The 23,349-nt window shown below is 58.4% G+C and carries 24 protein-coding genes; 14 read left to right on the top strand and 10 right to left on the bottom strand.

The genetic code is table 11. From position 1 onward, the window contains the following. Positions 1-11: 11 nt before the first annotated feature. On the bottom strand, positions 12-731 hold the full coding sequence (locus V6L79_RS11100) for an FKBP-type peptidyl-prolyl cis-trans isomerase (protein ID WP_261741540.1): 720 nt from the start codon (positions 729-731) through the stop codon (positions 12-14). A gap of 268 nt (positions 732-999) precedes the next feature. Between V6L79_RS11100 and V6L79_RS11095 the strand changes: the two genes are divergently transcribed. Both V6L79_RS11095 and V6L79_RS11090 read left to right on the top strand, forming a co-directional pair. Then, a complete protein-coding gene (locus V6L79_RS11095) occupies positions 1,000-2,814 on the top strand; it encodes a di-heme-cytochrome C peroxidase (RefSeq protein WP_261741539.1) in 1,815 nt (604 codons plus the stop codon). A gap of 43 nt (positions 2,815-2,857) precedes the next feature. Further along, a complete protein-coding gene (locus V6L79_RS11090) occupies positions 2,858-3,994 on the top strand; it encodes a catalase family protein (protein ID WP_338580230.1) in 1,137 nt (378 codons plus the stop codon). A gap of 120 nt (positions 3,995-4,114) precedes the next feature. On the opposite strand, the gene cysB is transcribed toward V6L79_RS11090, so the two are convergent. The 4 genes from cysB to V6L79_RS11070 form a co-directional block, all read right to left on the bottom strand. Then, on the bottom strand, positions 4,115-5,089 hold the full coding sequence (gene cysB, locus V6L79_RS11085) for an HTH-type transcriptional regulator CysB (protein WP_019410733.1): 975 nt from the start codon (positions 5,087-5,089) through the stop codon (positions 4,115-4,117). A 113-nt stretch (positions 5,090-5,202) separates the two neighbouring features. Next, positions 5,203-5,703, bottom strand: a complete 501-nt coding sequence (locus V6L79_RS11080; protein ID WP_338580229.1) for a universal stress protein — start codon at positions 5,701-5,703, stop codon at positions 5,203-5,205. 93 nt (positions 5,704-5,796) lie between these two features. Next, complete coding sequence (locus tag V6L79_RS11075) at positions 5,797-6,714, bottom strand: 5'-nucleotidase (RefSeq protein WP_261741536.1); 918 nt, start codon at positions 6,712-6,714, stop codon at positions 5,797-5,799. 39 nt (positions 6,715-6,753) lie between these two features. After that, positions 6,754-7,080: a co-chaperone YbbN gene (locus V6L79_RS11070; protein WP_261741535.1), complete on the bottom strand. Its 327-nt coding sequence runs from the start codon at positions 7,078-7,080 to the stop codon at positions 6,754-6,756. A gap of 57 nt (positions 7,081-7,137) precedes the next feature. Here V6L79_RS11070 and V6L79_RS11065 point away from each other — a divergent pair, with 57 nt between their 5' ends. Further along, complete coding sequence (locus V6L79_RS11065) at positions 7,138-7,584, top strand: PilZ domain-containing protein (protein WP_261741534.1); 447 nt, start codon at positions 7,138-7,140, stop codon at positions 7,582-7,584. Positions 7,585-7,715: 131 nt separating this feature from the next. Beyond that, positions 7,716-8,792: a 3-deoxy-7-phosphoheptulonate synthase gene (locus V6L79_RS11060; RefSeq protein ID WP_261741533.1), complete on the top strand. Its 1,077-nt coding sequence runs from the start codon at positions 7,716-7,718 to the stop codon at positions 8,790-8,792. Between the two features lie 134 nt (positions 8,793-8,926). On the opposite strand, the gene V6L79_RS11055 is transcribed toward V6L79_RS11060, so the two are convergent. Beyond that, positions 8,927-9,862 (bottom strand): LysR substrate-binding domain-containing protein, encoded by a 936-nt coding sequence (locus V6L79_RS11055; RefSeq protein ID WP_261741532.1) that lies wholly within the window; start codon positions 9,860-9,862, stop codon positions 8,927-8,929. A gap of 345 nt (positions 9,863-10,207) precedes the next feature. Here V6L79_RS11055 and V6L79_RS11050 point away from each other — a divergent pair, with 345 nt between their 5' ends. The 7 genes from V6L79_RS11050 (at position 10,208) to V6L79_RS11020 (ending at position 16,834) form a co-directional block, all read left to right on the top strand. Continuing rightward, positions 10,208-10,978, top strand: a complete 771-nt coding sequence (locus V6L79_RS11050; RefSeq protein ID WP_261741531.1) for an ABC transporter substrate-binding protein — start codon at positions 10,208-10,210, stop codon at positions 10,976-10,978. Between the two features lie 111 nt (positions 10,979-11,089). Then, positions 11,090-11,779 (top strand): ABC transporter permease, encoded by a 690-nt coding sequence (locus V6L79_RS11045; RefSeq protein WP_261741530.1) that lies wholly within the window; start codon positions 11,090-11,092, stop codon positions 11,777-11,779. After that, a complete protein-coding gene (locus V6L79_RS11040; protein ID WP_261741529.1) occupies positions 11,776-12,489 on the top strand; it encodes an ABC transporter permease in 714 nt (237 codons plus the stop codon). Before V6L79_RS11045 ends, V6L79_RS11040 begins: the two co-directional genes overlap by 4 nt. A gap of 27 nt (positions 12,490-12,516) precedes the next feature. Then, the gene (locus tag V6L79_RS11035; protein ID WP_261741528.1) at positions 12,517-13,284 is read left to right on the top strand and encodes an ABC transporter ATP-binding protein; all 768 of its coding nucleotides are present in this window, start codon (positions 12,517-12,519) and stop codon (positions 13,282-13,284) included. Between the two features lie 25 nt (positions 13,285-13,309). Beyond that, positions 13,310-14,422 (top strand): DUF2817 domain-containing protein, encoded by a 1,113-nt coding sequence (locus tag V6L79_RS11030; RefSeq protein WP_338580228.1) that lies wholly within the window; start codon positions 13,310-13,312, stop codon positions 14,420-14,422. Positions 14,423-14,679: 257 nt separating this feature from the next. Further along, the gene (locus V6L79_RS11025) at positions 14,680-15,735 is read left to right on the top strand and encodes an aromatic ring-hydroxylating dioxygenase subunit alpha (protein WP_338580227.1); all 1,056 of its coding nucleotides are present in this window, start codon (positions 14,680-14,682) and stop codon (positions 15,733-15,735) included. 1 nt (position 15,736) lies between these two features. Further along, positions 15,737-16,834 (top strand): FAD-binding oxidoreductase, encoded by a 1,098-nt coding sequence (locus V6L79_RS11020; RefSeq protein WP_338580226.1) that lies wholly within the window; start codon positions 15,737-15,739, stop codon positions 16,832-16,834. A gap of 49 nt (positions 16,835-16,883) precedes the next feature. Here V6L79_RS11020 and V6L79_RS11015 read toward each other — a convergent pair whose 3' ends face one another. Then, a complete protein-coding gene (locus V6L79_RS11015) occupies positions 16,884-17,165 on the bottom strand; it encodes a GNAT family N-acetyltransferase (RefSeq protein ID WP_019827604.1) in 282 nt (93 codons plus the stop codon). A 497-nt stretch (positions 17,166-17,662) separates the two neighbouring features. Here V6L79_RS11015 and oprI point away from each other — a divergent pair, with 497 nt between their 5' ends. Beyond that, positions 17,663-17,914 carry an outer membrane lipoprotei OprI gene (gene oprI, locus V6L79_RS11010; RefSeq protein WP_003172710.1) on the top strand — a complete coding sequence of 84 codons (252 nt, stop codon included), beginning with the start codon at positions 17,663-17,665 and terminating at the stop codon, positions 17,912-17,914. Positions 17,915-18,041: 127 nt separating this feature from the next. Here the strand turns inward: oprI and V6L79_RS11005 are convergent, their stop codons facing one another. The 3 genes from V6L79_RS11005 to V6L79_RS10995 all read right to left on the bottom strand — a co-directional run bounded on the left by V6L79_RS11005 (position 18,042) and on the right by V6L79_RS10995 (position 20,142). Next, entirely contained in the window at positions 18,042-19,067 is a 1,026-nt protein-coding gene (locus tag V6L79_RS11005; RefSeq protein ID WP_261741524.1) for a L,D-transpeptidase family protein, read from the bottom strand. 117 nt (positions 19,068-19,184) lie between these two features. Beyond that, positions 19,185-19,478, bottom strand: coding sequence for a hypothetical protein (locus tag V6L79_RS11000; protein WP_003446817.1), 294 nt, complete (start codon positions 19,476-19,478; stop codon positions 19,185-19,187). Positions 19,479-19,536: 58 nt separating this feature from the next. Further along, on the bottom strand, positions 19,537-20,142 hold the full coding sequence (locus V6L79_RS10995; RefSeq protein ID WP_261741523.1) for an arylesterase: 606 nt from the start codon (positions 20,140-20,142) through the stop codon (positions 19,537-19,539). Between the two features lie 10 nt (positions 20,143-20,152). On the opposite strand from V6L79_RS10995, the gene V6L79_RS10990 reads away from it, so the two are divergent. Beyond that, on the top strand, positions 20,153-20,836 hold the full coding sequence (locus V6L79_RS10990; RefSeq protein WP_261741522.1) for an ABC transporter ATP-binding protein: 684 nt from the start codon (positions 20,153-20,155) through the stop codon (positions 20,834-20,836). Further along, positions 20,836-23,340 (top strand): ABC transporter permease, encoded by a 2,505-nt coding sequence (locus V6L79_RS10985; protein WP_338580225.1) that lies wholly within the window; start codon positions 20,836-20,838, stop codon positions 23,338-23,340. Before V6L79_RS10990 ends, V6L79_RS10985 begins: the two co-directional genes overlap by 1 nt. Positions 23,341-23,349: the final 9 nt, after the last annotated feature.

The following is a 23,349-nucleotide window of genomic DNA, read 5'->3' as shown; positions in this document are numbered from 1 at the left end:
CAAAAAACTGCTTATTGGGCAGCGTCTTGCTCTGCTTTGGCAGGATCTTTGATGCCCAGCAGTTCCAGGTCGAATACCAGTACCGAATTGGCCGGGATCGACGGGCTTGGGCTTTGTGCGCCGTAAGCCAGTTCGCTTGGGATGTACAGCTTGTACTTCTCGCCAACGTGCATCAGTTGCAGGCCTTCAACCCAACCAGGGATTACACCGCTAACCGGCAGATCAATCGGGCTACCACGCTCTACCGAGCTGTCGAACACCTTGCCATCAATCAGTTTGCCTTCGTAGTGAACAGTCACCACGTCGGTAGCTTTAGGCTGAGGACCATCGGCTTTCTTGATTACTTCGTACTGCAAGCCAGAAGCGGTAGTGACAACACCAGCTTTCTTGGCATTTTCTTCGAGGAATTTTTTGCCTGCAGTAGAGGCTTCTTCACTCATTTTGGTCAGACGCTCTTCCGCACGCTTTTGCAGTGCTGCGAACGCTTCGATCAGTTCATCGTCCTTGAGCTTTTGCTCTTTCTTGCCGACGGCATCTTCGATGCCCTGGGCTACAGCCTTGGAATCAAGGTCATCCATGCCTTCCTGAGCCAGGCTTTTGCCCATGTTCAGGCCGATGCCGTACGAGGCTTTTTGCGCAGGGGTTTTCAGCTCTACGCTGGTCTGCGAATCACAACCCGCCAGTACCAGACTTACCAGGGCCACAGCTGCCGCCAACCGATGCTGTTTCATGCTATTTCCTTGTTCATGCGCCAAATGGGCAATCGAATAAAGCCGCGAGCTTATCAGGCGGCCGCGACCAATGGCTACCGGGTTAAGAGAGACAAATCATGGATAAGTTCACCGCCGGAACGGTGTTCTCGGAAGAATTCATAATAGCCGCAACTTTTATTTACACATCTGAGAACCTGCCAAACCTGACAGTGCCACCCCATGATTGCTTGATGCCAGGCCACACCTGAGGCATAAGGCTGTAAATATTCTTACAAGGAGCGTTATTGTGCGTCTGTTTTACCGTGTTTTGCTGGGGTTGCTGGTGGCATTGGCCCTGGGAATTGGCCTGGTGATTTACTTCATTGCCAACCCGAAGCTGCCTGCCTACCAACCCCCGCAGCAACTGCACTATCTTGACCAGTGGAGCCCTGCTGACCGTCAAACTTATTACTACACCCCTCAGGGCACACAGGTTAAAGGCCTGCATTACGACTGGTTCAGCGCCCTGGAGCTGCCTTTTTCAAAGCAGCCTTTCGCAGCGCCCGAGTATTTGGCGCGCTTTGGCTTTCTGGTTGCCCCCCAGCAACAGGCCAGTGCCGCCAACCCGGCCAATTTGCCAGTGGGTTTTACTCGTCACCAGAACCCTGGCAGCACCGTGGAGTACCTGGATATCACCTGCGCAGCCTGTCACACCGGCGAGTTGCGGTTCAAAGGCCAGGCACTGCGCATTGACGGCGCCCCGGCACAGCACGTGCTGCCATCCAGCGTACCTACCTTGCGCGGCGGCAGTTTTGGCCAGGCGCTGGTAGCCAGCCTTGCAGCGACTTATTACAACCCGTGGAAATTCGAGCGTTTCGCCCGCACGGTGCTGGGCGATCAATACGATGCGCAACACCAGCAGCTGCGCAAGGACTTCAAGGCGTCGCTGGACAACTTCCTGAGTGTGGCCTGGAACGATACCCATCGCGGCCTCTATCCGACGCTAGAAGGCCCTGGCCGCACCGATGCATTTGGGCGTATTGCCAACGCCAGCTTCGGCGATGCAATTTCCCCCGCCAACTACCGTGTGGCCAACGCTCCGGTAGACTATCCACACCTGTGGGATATGTGGACGTTTGACTGGGTGCAGTGGACCGGCTCGGCCAAGCAGCCGATGGCACGCAACATTGGCGAAGCGCTTGGCGTTGGCGCCACCCTGAACTTTTTCGATCCCCATGGTCAGCCACTGCAAGGCGATGCTCGTTATCCGTCGAGTGTCCGGGTCAATGACCTGCACCTGATCGAAGAGACCCTGCAAAAACTCAAGCCCCCGGTCTGGCCCGAAGACCTGTTCGGCCCGGTCGATCGCCCTCTGGCCGCCAAAGGTCGCGCGCTATTCAGCGAAAATTGCGCCGGGTGTCACGTGCCGCCTGTGGTTGAAGAAAACGGGCGATGGGTCAAGCAACTCAAAATGCTGCCGGTCGAGGTGATTGGCACCGATCCCAATACCGCGAATAACATCGCCGACAACCGTTACGACCTGAGCGCATTGCAATGGGACCCCGCCGAACTGGCCGGAATGAATGTGGATTTGTTCCCCAAAACCGACGCGCCTCTGGACATGAGCAAACTGTCGGTAGCCAAGGGTTTGGCCTACGTAACCGCCTTTGTTGAAAAGCGTGCCTACCACGACGCCAACATCGGCCCTGAAGAGCAGGATCGCCTCAATGGCTTTGGCCTGCCAATTGGCGTCATGGAGTTGCGTGCCTACAAGGCTCGGCCGCTCGACGGGATCTGGGCCACGGCACCCTTCCTGCACAACGGTTCGGTACCTACGGTGTACCAACTGCTGTCACCACAGTCCGAGCGCGACGCTACCTTCTATCGCGGCAGCTTTGAGTACGACCCGCGCCATTTGGGCTACCGCACAGAGGCCTTTGACGGCGGTTTTGTACTCGACACCCGCATCAGCGGCAATCACAACAGCGGTCACGAGTTCCGCTCCGGTCCTCGTGGCAATGGGGTGATCGGCCGCCTGCTGCAACCCGAAGAACGCTGGGCGCTGCTGGAGTACTTGAAAGTGCTCGGCGGTCCTCTTGAGCAACAGTTGCCCAACCAATGAAGCGCCTTCAACACACCGAAGCTTTCGCTAAAAGGATGTTTGCATGCTGACCACTTTCTGGCTTCGACTCGGCAAATGGCTGGGCAAGTTGCTGTTGCTGCTGATTGCCCTGGGGTTACTCGGCTGGGCGCTTGCTACAGGCTGGTACACCTGGCAGCATCGCGGGCCGGTCTCGGCTCAGGAGCAGATACCGGCGGGTGAAGCCGCCATGACCCAGGACACCCTCCAGACAGCGATCAGGATCGTCGACCAGCATCGCGAGAACACCCGCTATCTGCGCGATGCTCACGCCAAGGCTCATGGCTGCGTCAAGGCGCAAGTCCAGGTGCTGGATGACCTGGACCCGACTTTGCGCGAAGGCGTGTTTGCCACCCCAGGCAAAACCTGGCAAGCCGTGATGCGCCTGTCCAATGGCAACGCTTACCCGCAATTCGACAGCATCCGCGATGCCCGTGGCATGGCGATCAAGTTGCTCGACGTGCCGGGGGCTCAACTGTTGCCGAGCCAGCAAGGCCGTCACGAACAGGACTTTGTGATGTTCAACCACCCCAACTTCTTTGTCAGCGATGTTGCCGAATATCGTCAGAACATCGCGGCCCAGGCCGATGGCAAAAAGATCGCAGCGTTCTTCCCGTCATGGGACCCGCGCAGTTGGCAAGTCCGTCATTTGTTTATTGCCCTGGCCACATTGGCACCGGCTCCGGCCAGCCCAACTCAAACCACCTACTTTTCGGTATCGCCTTACAAGTTCGGCACGGCCAATGCCAAATACCGGGTAGCCCCTGACCCCGACAGTTGCCCGGCGTATAACTTGCCCAAGCAGAACGAGGCGCTGCCCAACTTTTTGCGCAACGCCTTGAACCAGCAACTGTCCACGGACCGAGTACCGGCCTGTTTTGTGCTGCAAATCCAGCGTCAGAACGCCAATCGCTTTATGCCGATCGAAGACACCAGTATCGAGTGGAAAGAGTCTGACGCGCCCTTCGAGACCGTGGCACGAGTCAAGATTGCCCCTCAAGACTTCGACACCCCAAGTCAGAATCTGACGTGTGACAACCTGTCGTTCAGCCCGTGGCACGGGATTGAAGAGCATCGGCCGATAGGCGGGATCAACCGTTTGCGCAAAGCGGTGTATGACGCGGTGAGCGCGTATCGGCATACGCGTAATGCCGAGCAGTAACCGCAAACACATATAGCCGCTGCCGCAGGCTGCGATGGGCAGCGCAGCGGCCCTGATTCTTAAAGGTCCTGCGGACCTTATCGCAGCCTGCGGTAGCGGCTACAGTCCAGAATGGCGCACTTAATGCACCGGCAGTTCAACGCCTTCGAACAGGTCTTCCAGTTCCTGTTTGTTGTGGCACGCAATGGCCTTGGCCATGACTTCACGGGTGAGGTGCGGAGCGAACTTTTCGATAAAGTCGCACATAAACCCACGCAGGAAGGTGCCACGGCGGAAACCGATCTTGGTGATGCTCGACTCGAACAGTTCGCTCGCGTCCAGTACCACCAGGTCGTTGTCGAGTTTGGTGTCCACGGCCATTTTGGCCACGATGCCAACACCCAGACCCAAACGCACATAGGTTTTGATCACGTCGGCGTCAGCAGCGGTAAACACCACTTTAGGGGTCAGGCCGCGGTGACTGAAGGCTTCGTCGAGTTTGGAGCGACCGGTAAAGCCGAACACATAGGTCACGATCGGGTATTCAGCCAGCGCTTCAAGGGTCAGCTTCGGCAATTTGGTCAGTGGGTGACCTTGTGGCACCACAACACAGCGATTCCAGCGGTAGCACGGCATCATCACCAGATCACCGAACAGCTCCAGGGCCTCGGTGGCAATCGCAAAATCGACCGTACCATCGGCGGCCATTTCGGCAATTTGCATCGGCGAACCCTGGTGCATGTGCAACGCAACATCCGGGTATTGCTTGATGAAATTACTGATCACCGGCGGCAAGGCATAACGCGCCTGGGTGTGGGTGGTGGCAATCGACAGCGTGCCTTTTTTCTCGTTGGAAAATTCCTGGGCGATCTGCTTGATGCTTTCGACCTTGCGCAGGATCTCGCCAGCGGTGGTGATAATGCGCTCGCCTGCCGGTGTCACTCGGGTCAGGTGTTTACCACTACGGGCAAAGACCTCGACCCCCAGCTCATCTTCAAGCAGGCGGATCTGTTTGCTGATACCCGGCTGTGAGGTGTAAAGACTCTGCGCGGTGGCCGAAACGTTGAGGTCGTGGTGCGCCACTTCCCAGATGTAGCGCAATTGTTGAAGCTTCATATGCATCCCTCAAAGCTGATAGACGCCAAGGGTATCGGCGGCGGTATATAACTATATGGAAGGTTGGAATAAGAAATCTAGAACTTTTTATCGTTTTTATCGATTCATCAGCCTTACACAACAGTACTGCGCCGACGCTGCATCAGCGGCACCAGATACACCGGGATCTGTACCAGATCGATAATCCGGGCTGCCGTACGCCCCAAATGCGATTCGCCCCCCGTTGACTGGGCATGACTGCCCAGAACCAGCAGATCAACCAACAGTTTGCGCGACTGCTCCAGAATGACCTGCGAAGGCTCGCCCTGAATAACCTTGACCGATCGAATCAGGGCCAGTTCCCGCTCCCCCCCTGCCAACTCCTCGCGAATACTTGCAAAAACCCGCAGCTCTATATTTGAAAGCATGGTGTCCATGCCCTGCTGATGCAGCTCGCTCAACGCCTGCTCATCGAGGTAGCTTTCTAATACCGACTCGGCAAACAGCCCCATGGGCTCAACCACATGCACTACATACAGATCTGCGCCGAAACTGCTGGCCAACCCCAACGCATGCTGCATCACTACCGGCGAGTAAATACCGAGATCAGTGGCGTACAGAATTGAGCGAATCATACGACCCCCTCGACAGCTTTAATGGACGAGATTGATTCAGCTTAGCAGCGCACGGACAAGTACGATGATCCGCGCAATAACTTGCCCACGCGGCTACTCGGGCGTTGAGTCCGCGGATTCATTGCTGATGCCGTGGGGCACATGACCGGTAGCGACAACCTGACGCGCCCTTTCACAATGACCGGCCTGATCGTCGAAAAACACGTCCGCTGCAAAGGCTTCCAGAAAGGCCGATTTATCCAGCCCGCCGAGAAACAGCGACTCGTCCAGGCGAATATCCCAATCACGCAACGTGCGTATCACCCGCTCATGGGCTGGCGCCGAACGTGCGGTGACCAGCGCGGTACGAATCGGGCATGCATCATCAGGAAACTCGCGTTGCAGCAGGTTAAGCGCCTCCAAAAAACCTTTGAACGGCCCGCCACGCAACGGGTTGCGCGCGGACTCGCGCTCAAGGGACTGAAACGCCTCAAGGCCACCGGTCTGAAACACGCGCTCTGACTCATCGGAAAACAGCACCGCATCACCGTCGAAGGCAATCCGTAATTCGTTGCTCTCGGCACGCAACGCGCCACCCGACAAAATGGTCGCCGCCGCAAACCCGGCATTCAATGCGCTGCGCACATCATCGGCATGGGTCGATAAAAAGAGATCACAGCCAAATGCATTGAGATATGGATGCGGATTGCGCCCACCGGAAAACGCTGCCCGGGAAATATTCAGGCCGTAATGCTGGATCGAATTGAACACCCGCAACCCGGTATCGGCACTGTTGCGCGACACCAGCACCACCTCGACCCGCTCGCGCCCAAGGCTGGCGTTGAAACTAAGGAGCTTCTTGACCAGCGCGAAGGCATCCCCCGGGGCAAGTACTTCATCTTCATGTTCGATCTGGTACTGGCGGTATGCCTCGATCCCTTGGGTCAAGTACACCTGATGGCTATCACTCAAGTCGAACAGGGCCCGAGAAGAGATGGCCAGCACCAGCTTGCCTTTTAAGCCTTTGCTCATATCGCCTCCACAGGTTTTCAAGCGAGTACAAATATCGGATCAAGGTAACTCGTCAGGCTCAAGCATCAAGGCGAGTCGAATATGGTGCGCCAATTCGCCTTCACTCAAACGGGACTTGAGCTCACCGTAAAACGCCCCGTCGCGCACCACAAACAGGGTTGGCAAATGGAAAATTTCATAGCGCTCGACCAGGCCCCCGTTGTCACTGGCATCGATCCAGCACAGCCGGTCAATGGGCAACTGCATCTCTGGCAGCATGCGCCGAGCAGTGCGACAGGCCGAACAACCAGCGCTGGTAAAAATCACCAGCGAGGTCCCGGGCAGCGCCAGCAGCTGCTGATCGGCATCAAAGTCGGTCAGTTCCATTTCGCTCACTATACTCATAAGACAATATTAAATTGATGGCACTTGGAGTCAGTGTTCATGGGTCGTTTTTTACCTCACCCAGATGATGTTCCCGTTGAGATAACGCTGCGCAAACAACCTTCACTTTCGCGTCAGAAGCTGCACTCTATCAGCCTCGGCGGCGTGTCATGCAATAGCGATAGAGGCTGGCGACGCGGCACTGCGGTCGACCTGTACATGCCCACCCTGGGGGAAAACGCACATTACCCAGGCTATATCGCCTGGTGCGAGAAACACCTGCAGGGTTACCGCGTCGGGATTGCCCTGATCGACGAACAAACCCTGTTTGGCGCGCGCATGGGCGAACAGATTTGCCAGATCGAGCACTACTCACGCCTCCAGCGCCAACAAAATCCATGCCCGCAAGACCTGGAGGCCCTGGCCCTGGAATGGGTCAGTCACCACGCTGCGGAGTTCTCCCAGGCGACCCTCGATCACGCAATGGCGCAGGCAGTGCTGGATTAAAGCTGTGCTTGCCCATTGTCGAATAACCGGTTAACGCGTTAAGGTTCGGCTCCCCGATGCGATCAACCAAGCAGTGCTCCGCCGCACGGGGATCGCTGGCGGCCGGCACCCGTGACCTGACGAGTAACACGATGGCTGATTTACCGATCGACGACCTAAACGTTGCCTCCAACGAAACCCTGATCACACCTGAACAGCTCAAGCGCGAAATGCCTTTGCGTGAAACGGCTCTGCAGACCGTGACCAAAGGCCGTGAGGTGATTCGCAACATCCTGGATGGCACCGACCATCGACTGTTCGTTGTTATCGGGCCTTGCTCGATCCACGATATCAAGGCTGCCCACGAGTATGCCGAGCGCCTTAAAGTGCTCGCCGCAGAAGTCAGCGACACGCTGTACCTGGTGATGCGCGTTTATTTCGAAAAGCCACGGACCACCGTGGGCTGGAAAGGCCTGATCAACGATCCGTACCTGGACGACTCCTTCAAGATCGAAGACGGTCTGCACATTGGCCGCAAACTGCTGCTGGATCTGGCTGAAATGGGCCTGCCAACGGCCACTGAAGCCCTTGATCCGATTTCCCCGCAGTACTTGCAGGACCTGATCAGCTGGTCGGCGATTGGCGCCCGTACCACCGAATCGCAGACCCACCGCGAAATGGCTTCCGGTCTGTCTTCCTCGGTAGGTTTCAAGAACGGCACCGATGGCGGTCTGACCGTGGCGATCAACGCCCTGCAGTCGGTTTCCAGCCCGCATCGCTTCCTGGGGATCAACCAGGAAGGCGGCGTGTCGATCGTCACCACCAAGGGCAACGCCTACGGCCACGTGGTATTGCGCGGCGGCAACGGCAAGCCCAACTATGATTCGGTCAGCGTCGCGCTCTGTGAGCAAGCGCTGAACAAGGCAAAAATCCGTCCGAATATCATGGTCGACTGCAGCCACGCCAACTCCAACAAAGACCCGGCGCTGCAACCGCTGGTCATGGAAAACGTGGCTAACCAGATCGTCGAGGGCAACCAGTCGATTATCGGCCTGATGGTCGAAAGTCACTTGAATTGGGGCTGCCAGGCAATCCCGAAAAACCTCGAAGACCTGCAATACGGCGTGTCGATTACCGATGCCTGCATCGATTGGGCGGCCACCGAAAGCACCTTGCGCAGCATGCATGCCAAGCTCAAGGATGTGCTGCCAAAACGTGATCGCGGCTAACACACCTGATCTGTAGTGCTGATACTCCTCAACTTGTAGCCGCTACCGCAGGCTGCGATGGGCAGCCTAGCTGTCCTGCCTTCAACGGCGAAGGTCCTTCGGACCTTCTCGCAGCCTGCGGCAGCGGCTACAGGTCAGTCTGAGCCCAGCAAACGCTGGCTTGCCACCATCTGCTCCCGCCCACGCGCCACCATCCAGCGATGAAAATCGCGGCAATGCGCGTTGTCAAAAGCGCCCTTGGCGCCCACCAGAAAATACGCTGAAGGCAAGGGCAAGCCGTAAGGGAACGGCATGACCAAGCGCCCCTGCGCCAGGGCATCAGCCACCATCGAGTATTGCGCCAACACCACACCCTGCCCCGCTTGAGCGGCATGGATTGCCATGGCCGACAATGAATAAACCCGATAACCGTCGCGCAACCCTTCGCAGTCAACCTGCTGGGCCTTGAACCAGTCGCGCCACGACGGTGGTGAAGCAAACTTGGGCAACCAGTCAATCGACAGCAAGGGATAGGCCAGCAAGTCCTGCGGGCTGTTGAGCGGCGCCTCGGTGCGCAACAGCTGCGGGCTCAGCACCGGCACCACGCAATCGCGGTATAGCTCAATGGCGTTCTCACTCGCCACGTAATCGCCGTAGGTGAAGCGAAAGTCGATGTCATAGCCGTCAGGCGACGGCTCGGCATGGCTGCCATCAAGAAACACATTGAGCTGGGGGTGCTCGGCCTGCCAGGCATAAATATGCGGCGCCAACCACTCCGAAAGCAGCGACGGCAACGCGCTGATGCGCAGGTTGCTGGCATTTTTCGAGCGCTCGACTTCGGTCTGGGCAATGCGCAAACTTTCAAAAGCAGCGGCACAACTCTCGTGATAACGCTGCCCGGCAACGGTCAGGCGGATGCGCTTGCCGACTTTGTGGGTCAGGCTCAAACCCAGGGTGTCCTCCAGCAGTTTCATCTGCTGACTGACAGCCCCGGCCGAAATCCCCAGGCGCCTGGCCGCCTCCACAATCCCGCCAAAGCGTCCAACGGCTTCAAAAACCTGCAAGGCACGCAGGGAAGGCAAGCTGTTCATCCACATCTCCAGAGGCAATTCAGCGGGTCGATACTTTAGCTGAGCTATAGAAAGCCACAGCTTTCACCCTCTTTTAGAAAAATAAAAGCCTCGTATTCTGAAGAGCCCCTGCGCCGCACAGCGAGGAAAATTCCCACACAGATGTAACTCTACGTAACGGCACACCCTACTGGCTGGCACAGCCCGCGCGTTAGTGGCCCGTACCAGGCCAGAGAACCGCTCTGGCACGCCATCCCACCGAATTGGCCTGTAATTTGCTCGTCATGTATATACAGGTACGGTCAATGCGCATCGTATATGTAGATCGGTCATAACGCTGAATCCGTCTGACAAAGGAAAATAACAATGAAAAAACTTGTCCTCGCAACCGTCTTGGCACTGGCATCTACCGGCATTCTGGCCAAGGATCTGAGCGAGATTCGCTTCGGTGTTGACCCCACTTTCGCGCCCTTCGAGTCCAAAAACGAAAAGGGTGAACTGGTGGGCTTTGATATTGATCTGGGCAACGCCATCTGCGCCGAACTCAAGGTCAAGTGCAAATGGGTAGAGACCCCGTTTGACAGCAGTATCCCGGCCTTGCGCGCGAAGAAGTTCGACGCGGTGTTATCAGCCATGACCGTTAACGAGCAGCGCAAAAAGAACGTCGCATTCTCGGATCGCCTCTACAACTCTCCCAACCGCTTGATCGCGAAGAAAGACAGCGGCCTGCTGCCGACCCCCGAGTCGCTCAAAGGCAAGCGTGTCGGCGTCGCCCAGGGCACCACTCAGGAAGCTTACGTCAAAGCCATTTGGGCGCCGCAGGGGGTGATCATGGTCACCTACCCCAACCAGGACCTGCTGTACCCCGATCTGATCAGTGGTCGTATTGATGCCAGCCTGACCGATGCTGCCGTGGCGGATATCGGCTTCTTGCAGACCAGCAAGAACACCGGTTTCTCGTTCGCCGGTGACGCGGTGACCAACACCGAGATCCTCGGCGAAGGCATCGCCATCGGCCTGCGCAAGGATGACCCGGTATTGCTCGAAGCCATCAACCGGGCACTGGCAGCCATGCACAAGGACGGCACCTACGACACCATCCAGAAAAAATACTTCACCTTCGATATCTATAACTGAAGCCCGCGTCTGAACGGTGCCGGATAGCCTGCATGCAGGTGGTCCGGCGCCTTGTATTGCACTTTCGCGCAACCGGCCTGCGGGCCGTCGTTGCCTCTGGAGCGACAGAACATGCTTTTACAGGGCTATGGCTCACTGATTGTCGAAGGGACGCTGGCAACCATCCAATTGGCACTGCTGTCGATGCTGCTGGCCGTAACACTGGGCCTGATCGGCGCGTCGGCCAAGCTGTCGAAACAACGGACCTTGCGCAATCTGGCAGCGGGCTACACCACGCTGATCCGTAGCGTGCCGGATCTGGTGATCATGCTGCTGCTGTTTTTCAGCCTGCAAATCTGGCTGAACAACTTCACCGAATGGCTGCAAGTCGATCAGATCGACATCAACCCGTTTGCCGCCGGGGTGCTGACTCTGGGTTTTATTTACGGGGCCTATTTCACCGAAACCTTTCGCGGAGCCTTTCAGGCCGTGCCTGCCGGCCAGCTCGAAGCAGCCGTGGCATACGGCATGAACCGGCGTCAGGTATTCATCCGCGTGCTGTTCCCGCAAATGATGCGTTTCGCGCTGCCGGGCATCGGCAATAACTGGCAAGTACTGATCAAAGCGACGGCGCTGGTGTCGATCATCGGTTTGATCGACATCGTCAAAGTCACCCAGGATGCCGGTAAAAACTCGATGGACCTGTTCTTTTTCAGCGTGATCGGCGGGCTGATTTATCTGGCTCTGACCACCGTGTCCAACGGCGTATTGATGTGGCTTGAGCGTCGCTATTCGGTCGGCGTCAGAGGTGCCCAACTGTGAACGAAATCATCCAGGAATATTGGAAGTCCTACCTGTGGTTCGATGGTTATCAGCTGTCGGGCGTGGCCATGACCTTGTGGCTACTGGTTGCTTCGATTGCCATCGGTGGCACTCTGGCCGTGCCATTGGCTGTCGCACGGGTGTCGCGCAACCCGCTGCTGCGCATCCCGGTGTGGTTCTACACTTACGTGTTTCGCGGCACGCCCTTGTACATCCAACTGCTGATTCTCTACACCGGGATCTACAGCTTGCAGATAGTGCGTGACCAGCCGGCGTTGGACGCGTTCTTTCGCGAAGGCATCAACTGCACCCTGCTGGCGTTTGCGCTCAACACTTGTGCCTACACCACGGAGATTTTTGCCGGAGCCATTCGAGCCACGCCCTATGGCGAAATTGAAGCCGGGCGTGCCTACGGCATGTCTGAATTCACTCTGTACCGACGCATCATTCTGCCCTCGGCGCTGCGCCGCTCGCTGCCGTTCTACAGCAACGAAGTGATCCTGATGCTGCACTCCACCACCCTGGCCTTTACCGCCACGGTGCCGGATCTGTTGAAGGTCGCTCGCGATGTGAACTCGGCCACCTACTCCTCGTTTGAAGCCTTTGGCCTGGCCGCCGTGTTGTACGCGGTGATGGTCTTTACCCTGGTCTGGGTGTTTCGCCGCTGCGAAAACCGCTGGCTAGCCTTCTTGCAACCGCAGGCCCATTAAACCGGCGTCATTTGGAGAACATCGAGCATGTACAAACTCAGTATCGAGGGCTTGCACAAGAAGTATGGCAATCACGAAGTCCTCAAGGGCGTGTCGCTCCAGGCCAAGGCCGGTGACGTGATCAGCATTATTGGCTCAAGTGGCTCGGGCAAAAGCACCTTCCTGCGTTGCATCAACTTTCTGGAACAGCCCTGCGCCGGCAGCATCACGGTCAACGATGAGCCGATCCGTACCAAACAGGATCTGAACGGAGCCTTGTGTGTGGCTGATCCACGCCAGCTGCAAAAAATCCGCACCAAGCTGGCCATGGTGTTTCAGCATTTCAATCTGTGGCAACACATGACCGTACTGGAAAACATCATCGAAGCCCCGGTGCATGTGCTGGGCATCAAGCGCAAGGAAGCCATCGAGCGGGCGCGCCAGTATTTGCACAAAGTGGGCCTGGCACCGGAAGTCGAAAACAAGTACCCGTCCCATCTTTCCGGCGGACAACAGCAGCGGGTCGCCATTGCCCGGGCTCTGGCGATGGAACCGGAAGTGATGCTGTTCGATGAGCCCACATCGGCCCTGGACCCGGAGCTGGTCGGTGAAGTACTCAAGGTGATGCAGGCCCTGGCTGAAGAGGGCCGCACCATGGTGGTCGTGACCCATGAAATGGGTTTTGCGCGCAATGTCTCCAACCATGTGATGTTTCTGCATCAAGGACTGGTGGAAGAACAAGGACCGCCGGGCGAAGTGCTGGTCAATCCCAAGAGTGAGCGTTTGACCCAGTTTCTTTCCGGGCGCTTGAAGTGAGCAGGCAGTTCAACAGGAGAAAGGCATGACCACAGGTTTCCCTTCAGACCGCAGTTTTGCCCACCAGCGGGAACAATTTCTGGCTGCGGCCAACGAAGCTGGCGCGCAACTTCATGAGTATCCCCATCCACTACGCGGCCCATTTGGCGAGGCACTGAGCACCGACGTCGCGCTGATCGGCAACCCCCAGGCCAAACACCTGCTGGTAGCCCTGAGCGGCACCCACGGCGTGGAAGGCTATTACGGCTCGGACTGTCAGCGTCAATGGCTGGACGACTTGCGCGAGCGCAGCCTGCCCGAGGATGTCGCGGTGTTGATGATTCACTTGATCAACCCGTGGGGCACGGCCTGGATGCGCCGGGTTAACGAAGACAATATCGACCTCAATCGCAACTACCTGGACTTCAATCAGGCAGCGCCCGACAACCAGCCTTACGAAGCACTGCACGCGATCTATACCTGCGACCAACTGCGCGGCCCGCACCGCGAGCAGGCGGATGCCCTGCTCAATGAGCGGGTGCAACGTGAAGGCTGGTCGGCGGTGATGTCGATTGTCGAAGCGGGCCAGTATCGCCATCCCGATGGGCTGTTTTACGGCGGTAACGCTGCCAGTTGGTCGAACCGGACGCTGCACCGCATTCTGCAGGAGCATCTGGGGCACGCCAGCAGCGTCATGTGCTTCGACCTGCACACCGGGGCCGGTGAGTACGGCCATCCGATGCTGATGACCATCGCCCAGGCCCCTTACCCGGCACTGAAAGATGCCCAGCGTCTGTTCGGTCCGTGGCTGTACACCTTGATGACCGGTGCTGGTAGCCACAGCGACACGGGGGTGGCCGCCACCGCCACCGGTTACACCTCGCAGGCAATCATTGATGCCCTGCCCCAAGTGCAACTGATGCCGTTTGTGATCGAGTGCGGCACCTACCCCGGCGAGCAGATTCATACGGTGTTGCGCGACGATCAGTGGCTGCATTTGCACGGCGACCTGTTCAGCCCCGAGGCGCGACAGATCAAACTCAAACTGCTGGAGCAATTCTTCCCGGCCGACCCTGACTGGCAAGAGCTGGTCTGGGTGCGTACGCGGCAGATCTGGGAGCGGGCGCTGGAAGAGCTGACCAAGTCAGCTACACCATAAATCCTGTAGCCGCTGCCGCAGAGATACTTCAAGCGTGGGAGCGAGCCTGCTCGCGAAGATCATTCGCGAGCAGGCTCGCTCCCATTGGGGCTTGATCTGGAACAGAGTATCTACAGGGGTGTACTCGATCAACGTCATCAGTTAAGCAAATCTAAACAAAACAACAGATTTACCCATCTATTCTTACTCAAGCGCTCCCTCTTATTCTGGTCTCGTCCTCGCACAGGGCACATACCAGAATAATAAGGAGAGACCGCATGTTTATGCGCAACGCGTGGTACGTCGCAGCCAGTGAAACCGAGTTGGGTGAGGAGTTGCTTGCCGTCAAGTTGCTCAACGAGTCCGTGGTGCTGTATCGCAAGGGCGATGGCACCCCGGTTGCCCTGGAGGATGCCTGCCCGCACCGCAAGTTGCCGCTGTCGTTGGGCCGACGCAAGGGCGATGACATCGAATGCGGCTATCACGGCCTGACCTTCGACTGCTCCGGCAGTTGCGTCAAGGCCCCCGGCAGCAGCCATGTCCCCAAGGGCGCAAAAGTGCGCAGCTATCCGCTGCAAGTGCGCTACGGCCTGATCTGGATCTGGATGGGCGATGCCGAACTGGCCGATGCCGACAAGATTTGCCAGGTACCCGAATGGGACGATCCGGCCTGGGGACTCAACCGTGGCGACAGCATGCTTATCCCGTGCAACTACCTGTACATGACCGACAACCTGCTTGATCCGTCCCATGTAGCGTGGGTCCATCAGTCATCTTTTGGCAACGCCGCCTGCGCCCAGGAGCCGCTGCAAACCCGGGTCAGCGATGTCGGCGTAATCGTTTCGCGCTGGATGCGTGACGTTGAAGTTGCGCCCTTCTATGCCAAGTTCGTCAAATTCAGCGGCAACTGCGATCGCAAGCAACACTACGAAGTCCACTACCCCGCGCAGGCCATTATCAAGGCCATCTTCACCCCCGCGGGCACCGGTAGCGATGATGGCGAGCTGCATGAGCAGGTGTTCCTGATGAACTCCTATAACTTCATGACCCCCATCGACGAATCGAACACGCGCTATTACTGGTTTCAGGTGCGCAATTTCGATCAGGACAACCCGAATATTTCCCGTCAGTTTGATGAAGACGTACGCCACGCGTTTGCCGAAGACCGGATTGTGCTCAGCGCAGTCCATCAAGGCATGACCCACAAGCGCAGCCCCAATATTGACCTGGCTTCAGACGCGGGCCCACTGCGGTTTCGGCGTAACCTGGCGCGCTTGATTGCACTTGAGCAACCGGAACAGCTGATCCCGCTGATGCCTGCAGTGGAGGCCTGAGATGAGTACGCAAACACCGGGGTTCAGTGCCTGGCGGGTGATCGACAAGCAACCGGAAAGCGCCATCATCACCTCCTTCGTGCTGGCACCTGCGGACGGTATCAGCCGTCTGGATTTTCGCCCAGGGCAGTTCCTCACCCTGCGCCTGACTCTGGCAAACAACAGCACGTTGCTGCGCAACTACAGCTTCAGCGCCTGCGCCGCCAAACCGGGCCAGGTACGGATTTCGGTCAAGCGCGAACCGGCACCCCTTGACCAGCCTCAACTGCCGCCGGGGCTGGGCTCCAACCACCTGCATGACTGCGTACAGACGGGCGACTTGCTGCAAGTCGCAGGCCCGTCCGGAACCTTTGTGCTGGATGAACTCAGTACCCGCCCCGTGCTGTTGTTCAGCGGCGGGGTTGGCCTGACGCCGATGGTCAGCATGCTCCACAGCCTGAGCCGCGACTCGAGCCGCGCCGTGTATTTTGTGCATGCCTGCGAAAACGGCACGGTACATGCCCTGCGCGATGAAGTCCTGGCCCTGACCGACCGGCGCCCGGGTATCAACGTGCATTTTTGCTATCGCACCCCCGGCGCAGACGACCGGAGTCGTTACCATAGCGAAGGCCTGATTACCCGCCAGACCCTGCAACAGTTGCTGCCGCTGGACGACTACGATGTCTACCTGTGCGGCCCACGCCCGTTCATGCAAGCGAACTGGCGCCTGTTGCGCAGCCTGGGAGTCGCCAGGGAACGTATCCACTATGAGTTCTTTGGCCCAGCTGCCGTGCTTGAAGAAGACGAGGTCAGCCCGCTGGCAGCACCTGTCAGTCCTCCAACCGCACAGCGCCCGGAAGCCGACACGCTGAGCGTGTGCTTTATGCCGTCCGGTACTCGGGTGGTGTGGGATGAAAACTGTCACTCGCTACTGGAGTTGGCCGAGCAGGCAGGCCTTGAGCCCGCCTTCAACTGCCGGGCGGGGCTGTGCAACACCTGCCAGGTACGACTGCAGGAGGGAACCGTGGAGTATCTGGAGGAACCGCTGGAGGCACCGCAACATGGCGACATCCTGCTGTGTTGTACGCGCCCCACCAGCGCGATTACCGTGCAGTTATAGCCGCACACAAAAACGCCGGGGCGTGCCCGGCGTTTTTGTGAATCTGCTTTCAGGTGTTGGCTTGAGGGCGCTTGTGGCGCTCCATGTAGCGCTCAACATAAGAACATGAGGGGATCACCTCATAGCCCATCTTGTCGGCGTAATCGAGCGCCTGCTCTGTCAACGCTGCCGCAATCCCCCGACCACGCAAGGCGTTGGGCACGAACGTGCGATAGATATCCAGAGTCTGCTTGCCCAGATCCATGTAGGTCAGGTAAGCACGATGACCGTCGACAGTGGTCTCAAACTGGTGACCTGCCTGGTCATGGTGGATAGACAACGCCTCGCTCATCATTGCTCCTTCGCGGGTCTCGAACCGTGACCCCTACCTTACTGATGTTTTTCCGCCGAGGGAACTACTACGCCATCGCCCACACTGCCAACACGCGACGGGTCGACAGGACTGAGCAAAGAGTAGCCACTCTCAAGGCAAATGTTCAATTCATGCGATCGGCAGTTGTCAGCAGAATAAGCCTGCCCAAACGTTTCGTCAGCCCGATAACCCGAAAGAAGCCCTGAACATTTTTCGGAAGGTTGAGGCTATGACGTAGACGCGCATTTAAAGTCACGTACTGGCAACACCGGCATGGCATTGCGTAACACTTGAAACTGACTGTTTTACAAACACAATCTGTTAAAGCTAGCCCATCAACAATGCTTTCCAATTATTTTTTTTGGTTCTTGCGCTAGGTCATTTTACTTACTACAAGTAATGGGTACTATGTACGCCGGCTGTTTCCTCACTTTGAAGGAACAGCTTTAATTAGAAAGTCCTTGAAGGGGAACACGATGAACAACGTTCTGAAATTCTCTGCTCTGGCATTGGCCGCAGTTCTGGCTACCGGTTGCAGCAGCGTATCTAAAGAAACTGAAGCCCGTCTGACTGCAACTGAAGATGCAGCAGCTCGCTCCCAGGCTCGTGCTGACGAAGCCTACCGTAAAGCTGACGAAGCTCTGGCTGCTGCTCAAAAAGCACAACAGACTGCTGATGAAGCTAACGAGCGCGCTCTGCGCATGCTTGAAAAAGCAAGCCGCAAGTAATAGTCCTTCGGGATTGTTACCAAGCCGACCTATTTTTAGGTCGGCTTTTTTATTGCCTGCCAGCGACTAAACAGGCAATAAAAAGCCGCCGAGGTTAATAACCGCGGCGGCTTTTTTTAGTGCGTTTTTACTGCACGTAGTCCAGCGACTGGCCGACGGCCACTGAGTTGGATACACCGATTTCTGCCGGTATGCCCGTCTCGGCACCCACTACCGGGAACGCCTTGTCCTTGTCTATCTGGACTTTGTTTTCCAGGTCTTTGTGCTTGAGCAGAAAGTTGATGAAGCCTGCGTACTTGTTCTGCAAGTCTTCAGGGGTCAAGTGGGACTTGTCGCTGACCGCCAACAAGGAGCCATCCTTGACGTTCAGGGGCTCATGGACCTCGAGGAAAACCTTGCCGCCACTGACGCCAATCTTGTACGGCTCGTTGATGATTCTTACCGGCGTACCGACAGGCACCATGCGCGACATTTCAAGAACGTTCTGGTTGAGCATGCGGAAACAGCCATGGCTGGTCCCGGTGCCAATACCGAACTTCGCGTTCGAGCCATGGATCAGGTAGCCCGGCATGCCAAGCGTGAACTTGAACGGGCCCAACGGATTATCAGGGCCGGCAGGCACCACGTTCGGCAGCGGATCGCCATTTTTGGCGTGCTCTGCCTTGATCGAAGCCGGTGGGGTCCAGGTTGGATTAGGCGTCTTGGCGGTGACCTTGGTCTGACCTAAGGGCGAACCCCAGCCTTCACGGCCAATCCCCAGCGGAAAGGTGTAAACCTTATTCTGGTCTTTGGGGAAGTAGTACAACCGGTACTCGGCCAGGTTGATCACGATCCCTTCACGCTTGCCCGGCGGCAGGATGAACTGGGTCGGCAACACGATATCGGTGTCGACTATGGTGCCATCCAGGTTCTTCTTGACCGGCAACCAGGCATCAATCCCAGGGTTGGCAGCGATCATTTCCGAGTAACCCAGTTCGTACTTGTTGCCCAGATCAGCGAAGGAGTCTTCGTACTTGCCCTTGATCACCTGCACCTCGCCGACGACATCTTCGCCAGGCGGTGGCAACGGGAATTCAAGCGCGACAGCGGGACCCGCAACACAAAGTGCGGCAACTGACAGGTAGCGGGTGACGGCAGGTAGGCGCGACAACATCCGGAACATCCTTCGCATAATCAACGGGGGACAAAAAAGGGAGTGTACACCGCGCCCGCAGGGATCGCGGGCCGGTTAAGACGTCAAACACGTAACATCATAGTTCAAAGCGCAACTCTACAGCTCGAAGCGCAACTCTGGCCAGATAGGCTCGGTGCCACGGCGCTGCGACTCGATAATTGCCCGGCACAGCGGGCACAGCCGATGGTCTTGAAAGACCTTGCGCGTGACATCCGACCAGCGCGGCTGTGCTGGCAGCAATGAGCCGCACAACGTACGGTCAATGGTGCCTCCCAGCTCCAGTTGACGCGTCACCAGATGCACCCGTACCTCCTGGCAGGCGAACAAATCGAGCTGCTCATCGGGCTCGATCAGTTGATAGGCATATAAAGACCAGGCAGGACGCGACATCAGGGGCTCCAAATCGGGGGGGCGCCACCTTAGCCGAAACACTGCCACTAGAAAAGCATCAAAGCAGGGGTTTTAGCGCCGGCCACACATTATCCAGCAAAAGCCCCTGCGCTCCGACCGCCGGGTGGATGCCATCGGCTTGCATCAACTCGGGTTTTCCCCCTACGCCCTCAAGGAAAAATGGCACCAGCACGACGTTTTTTTCCTTACCCAGTTCGGTATAAACCGCAGCAAATGCCTGGGTATATCGCGCACCATAATTGGGTGGCAACTGCATCCCCAGCAGTAGCACCTTGGCACCCGATTTTTGCGAGGCATCAATCATCCCCGCAAGATTTTGTTTCAATTGCGCTGGCAACTGGCCACGCAGACCGTCATTGCCACCCAGCTCCACAATAACCACCTCGGGTTTATGCTCTGCAAGCAGCGCGGGCAGCCGCGCCAGCCCTCCAGCGCTGGTGTCGCCACTGATCGAAGCATTGACTACCTTGTCGTCGTATCCTTGCTCCACAAGCCGCTGTTTGAGCAGCGACACCCATCCCAGACGGGTATCCAGGCCGAAAGCCGCGCTGATACTATCGCCAACGATCAAGATTGTTCCCGCCGTTGCCGTCTGCGCCATGCACATCAGGGCCAGAGCAGCACTTAAAAACCACACACGCATTGGATTCTCCATGGGCGAAAGTATTCTCACCGCGCAGAACCTTAGCAAAGTGGTTCCCAGCGCGGAAGGCGAGTTAACCATCCTCCACCCCCTGAGCCTAGAGCTGAACAAGGGCGACAGCCTGGCGATTGTCGGCGCATCCGGTTCCGGCAAGTCCACATTGCTGGGCTTGCTCGCAGGCCTGGACCTGCCCAGTCAGGGCGAAGTGATCCTGGCCGGACGCGCCCTGAGCACGCTGGATGAAGACCAGCGCGCACGGGTGCGAGCCGAACACGTGGGTTTTGTGTTCCAGTCGTTCCAACTGCTCGACAGCCTCAATGCCCTGGAAAACGTCATGCTGCCGCTGGAGCTGGATGGCCGCAAAGATGCCCGTGAGCATGCCCGGCATCTGCTTGAGCGGGTCGGCCTGGGCCAACGCCTGAGCCACTCACCGCGCCAGCTGTCCGGCGGCGAACAACAACGTGTCGCCATAGCCCGGGCGTTTGCAGCCAACCCGGATGTGCTGTTTGCCGATGAACCCACCGGTAACCTGGACAGCCACACCGGCGAGCGCATCACCGACCTGCTCTTTGAACTGAACAAGGAAAGCGGCACCACCCTGGTGCTGGTGACCCACGACGAACGCCTGGCACATCGTTGCCGGCGCCTGATCCGCCTTGAAGCTGGCCATCTGGTCGGCCCTCTGGAGCCCTGATGGCACGTTTGCCGCTATTGCGCCTGCTAAGCCTCGCCGTACGCCAATTGCTGCGCGATGCCCGCGCGGGTGAGTTGCGCGTGCTGTTCTTTGCCCTGCTGGTCGCGGTCGCGGCCAGTACCGCCATCGGCTACTTCGGGGCCCGTCTCAATGGCGCGATGCTGTTGCGCGCTACCGAATTCCTCGGCGCCGACCTGGTGCTCGATGGCAGCTCCCCTGCCCGCGAAGAACAAATCAAGGTCGGCACCGATCTGCAGCTCCAACATGCCCGGGTGGTCGAGTTTGCCAGCGTGATTGCCACCGACAACGGCATCCAGCTCTCCAGCATCAAGGCGGCAGATGCTGCATATCCGTTGCGCGGCGAACTGAAAAGCGCCCCCCAGCCCTACGCTGAAGAGCAACCCGGCGGCGGCCCCAGCCCCGGCGAAGCCTGGGCCGAAGCACGCCTGCTCACCGCGCTGAACCTCAAGGTCGGCGACGAAATCGATATCGGCTCCAAACCCGTGCGCATCACCCGCGTACTGACGTACGAGCCAGACCGTGCCGGTAACCTTTACAGCCTCACCCCGCGCGTACTGATCAATCTCGACGACCTTGCCGCTACTGGCATCGTGCAACCGGGCAGCAGGGTCACCTACCGCGAGCTGTGGCGCGGTGAAGCGTCAGCGCTTGAAGCCTATCGCCAGGTGATCAAACCCGGCCTGGAGGCCAACCAACGCCTGCTGGATGGCCGTGATGGCAACCAGCAGATCGGCGGCGCGCTGGGCAAGGCCGAGCGCTACTTGAACATGGCCAGCCTGGTGGCGGTGTTGCTTTCGGGCGTGGCCGTGGCCTTGTCTGCGACACGCTTTGCCAATCGACGCTTTGATGCCAGCGCCCTGTTGCGCTGCCTGGGCCTGTCACGGCGCGAAACCCTGTGGCTGTTCACCCTGCAACTGACGGTACTCGGGCTGCTGGCCAGCCTTGCAGGCGCAGTGCTCGGGTGGTTGGCGCAGCTTGGGCTGTTCGCCCTGCTGCATGACTTGCTGCCTGCTGACGTGCCGCCCGGCGGCCTGATCCCGGCCATCGCAGGGATGGGCACCGGCCTGGTAGCACTCGCAGGTTTCGCCCTGCCGCCGCTGGCCGCGCTGGGTCGCGTACCGCCGCTGCGGGTATTGCGCCGCGACATGCTACCGATTCCCGCCAGCACCTGGACTGTCTACGGCGCGGCCCTGCTGGCCCTCGGGCTGATCATGTGGCGCATGAGCCTCGATCTGGTGCTGACCTTCGCCCTGCTCGGTGGCGGGGTAATTGCCGCACTGGTGCTTGGCGGCATCCTGCTGCTGGGCCTGCAAAGCCTTCGCCGCCTGCTGGCACGGGCCTCACTGCCCTGGCGCCTCGGCTTGGGCCAGTTGCTGCGCCACCCGCTGGCAGCCGCAGGCCAAGCCTTGGCCTTCGGCCTGATCCTGCTGTCGATGGCACTGATCGCCCTGCTGCGTGGCGAGTTGCTCGACACTTGGCAAAACCAGTTGCCCAAGGATGCGCCCAACTACTTTGCGCTCAATATTTTACCGGCCGACAAGGACGCTTTCGGCGCCCACCTGATGACCCTTCAAGCCCAGGCCGCGCCCTTGTATCCAGTGATTCCTGGGCGTTTGATCAGTATCAACGGCGAACCGGTGCAAGACATCGTCAGCAAGGACTCCAGCGGCGACAAAGCCACTCAGCGCGACCTGAGCCTGACCTGGGCGGCTAACCTGCCAGCCGACAACGAACTGACCGCAGGCACCTGGTGGACCCAACAGCCTGCCGGGGATGTGCCTGGTGTGTCGGTCGAAGCCAAAGTCGCCGAAAGCCTGAAGCTGAAGCTGGGCGACCACTTGATGTTTACCGTTGCCGGAGTCAATCGCGAAGCTCAGGTCACCAGTTTGCGCAGCATCAACTGGGACAACTTCCAGCCCAACTTCTTCATGATCTTCCAACCGGGCACTTTGCAGGACCTGCCGGCCACTTACCTCACCAGCTTTTACCTGGCACCTGGGCACGACAAGGAAGTCATCGAACTGTCGCGCAGCTTCCCGGCCGTGACCATCCTGCCCATCGACGCCCTGCTCGAACAGCTGCGCAGCATCCTGGCGCAAGTAACCCTTGCCGTGGAATACGTGCTGTTGTTTGTATTGGCGGCAGGCATGGCGGTGCTGTTTTCCGGCTTGCAATCCACCCTCGACGAACGTATTCGCCAGGGCGCCTTGCTGCGGGCATTGGGGGCCGAGCGCCAACTGCTGGTCAAGGCCCGGCGCATCGAGTTCGGCCTGCTGGGTGCCACCAGCGGCTTGCTCGCGGCACTGGGCGCCGAACTGGTCAGCCTGGTGCTGTACCGCTTCGCCTTCGACCTGCCGTGGCACCCGCATCCGTGGCTGCTGCTGTTGCCGGTACTGGGCGCCGTGATGGTCGGCGGCGCAGGTGTATTTGGTACTCGCAGAGCGCTCAATGCCAGCCCGCTAACCGTGTTGCGCGAGGGCTGATAGACTCGC

Origin of the sequence: Pseudomonas sp. ML2-2023-6, assembly GCF_037055265.1 — a bacterium.
GTDB lineage: Bacteria > Pseudomonadota > Gammaproteobacteria > Pseudomonadales > Pseudomonadaceae > Aquipseudomonas > Aquipseudomonas kulmbachensis.
The sequence above is the reverse complement of the archived record's forward strand: the minus strand, read 5'-3'. Positions and strand labels throughout refer to the sequence as shown.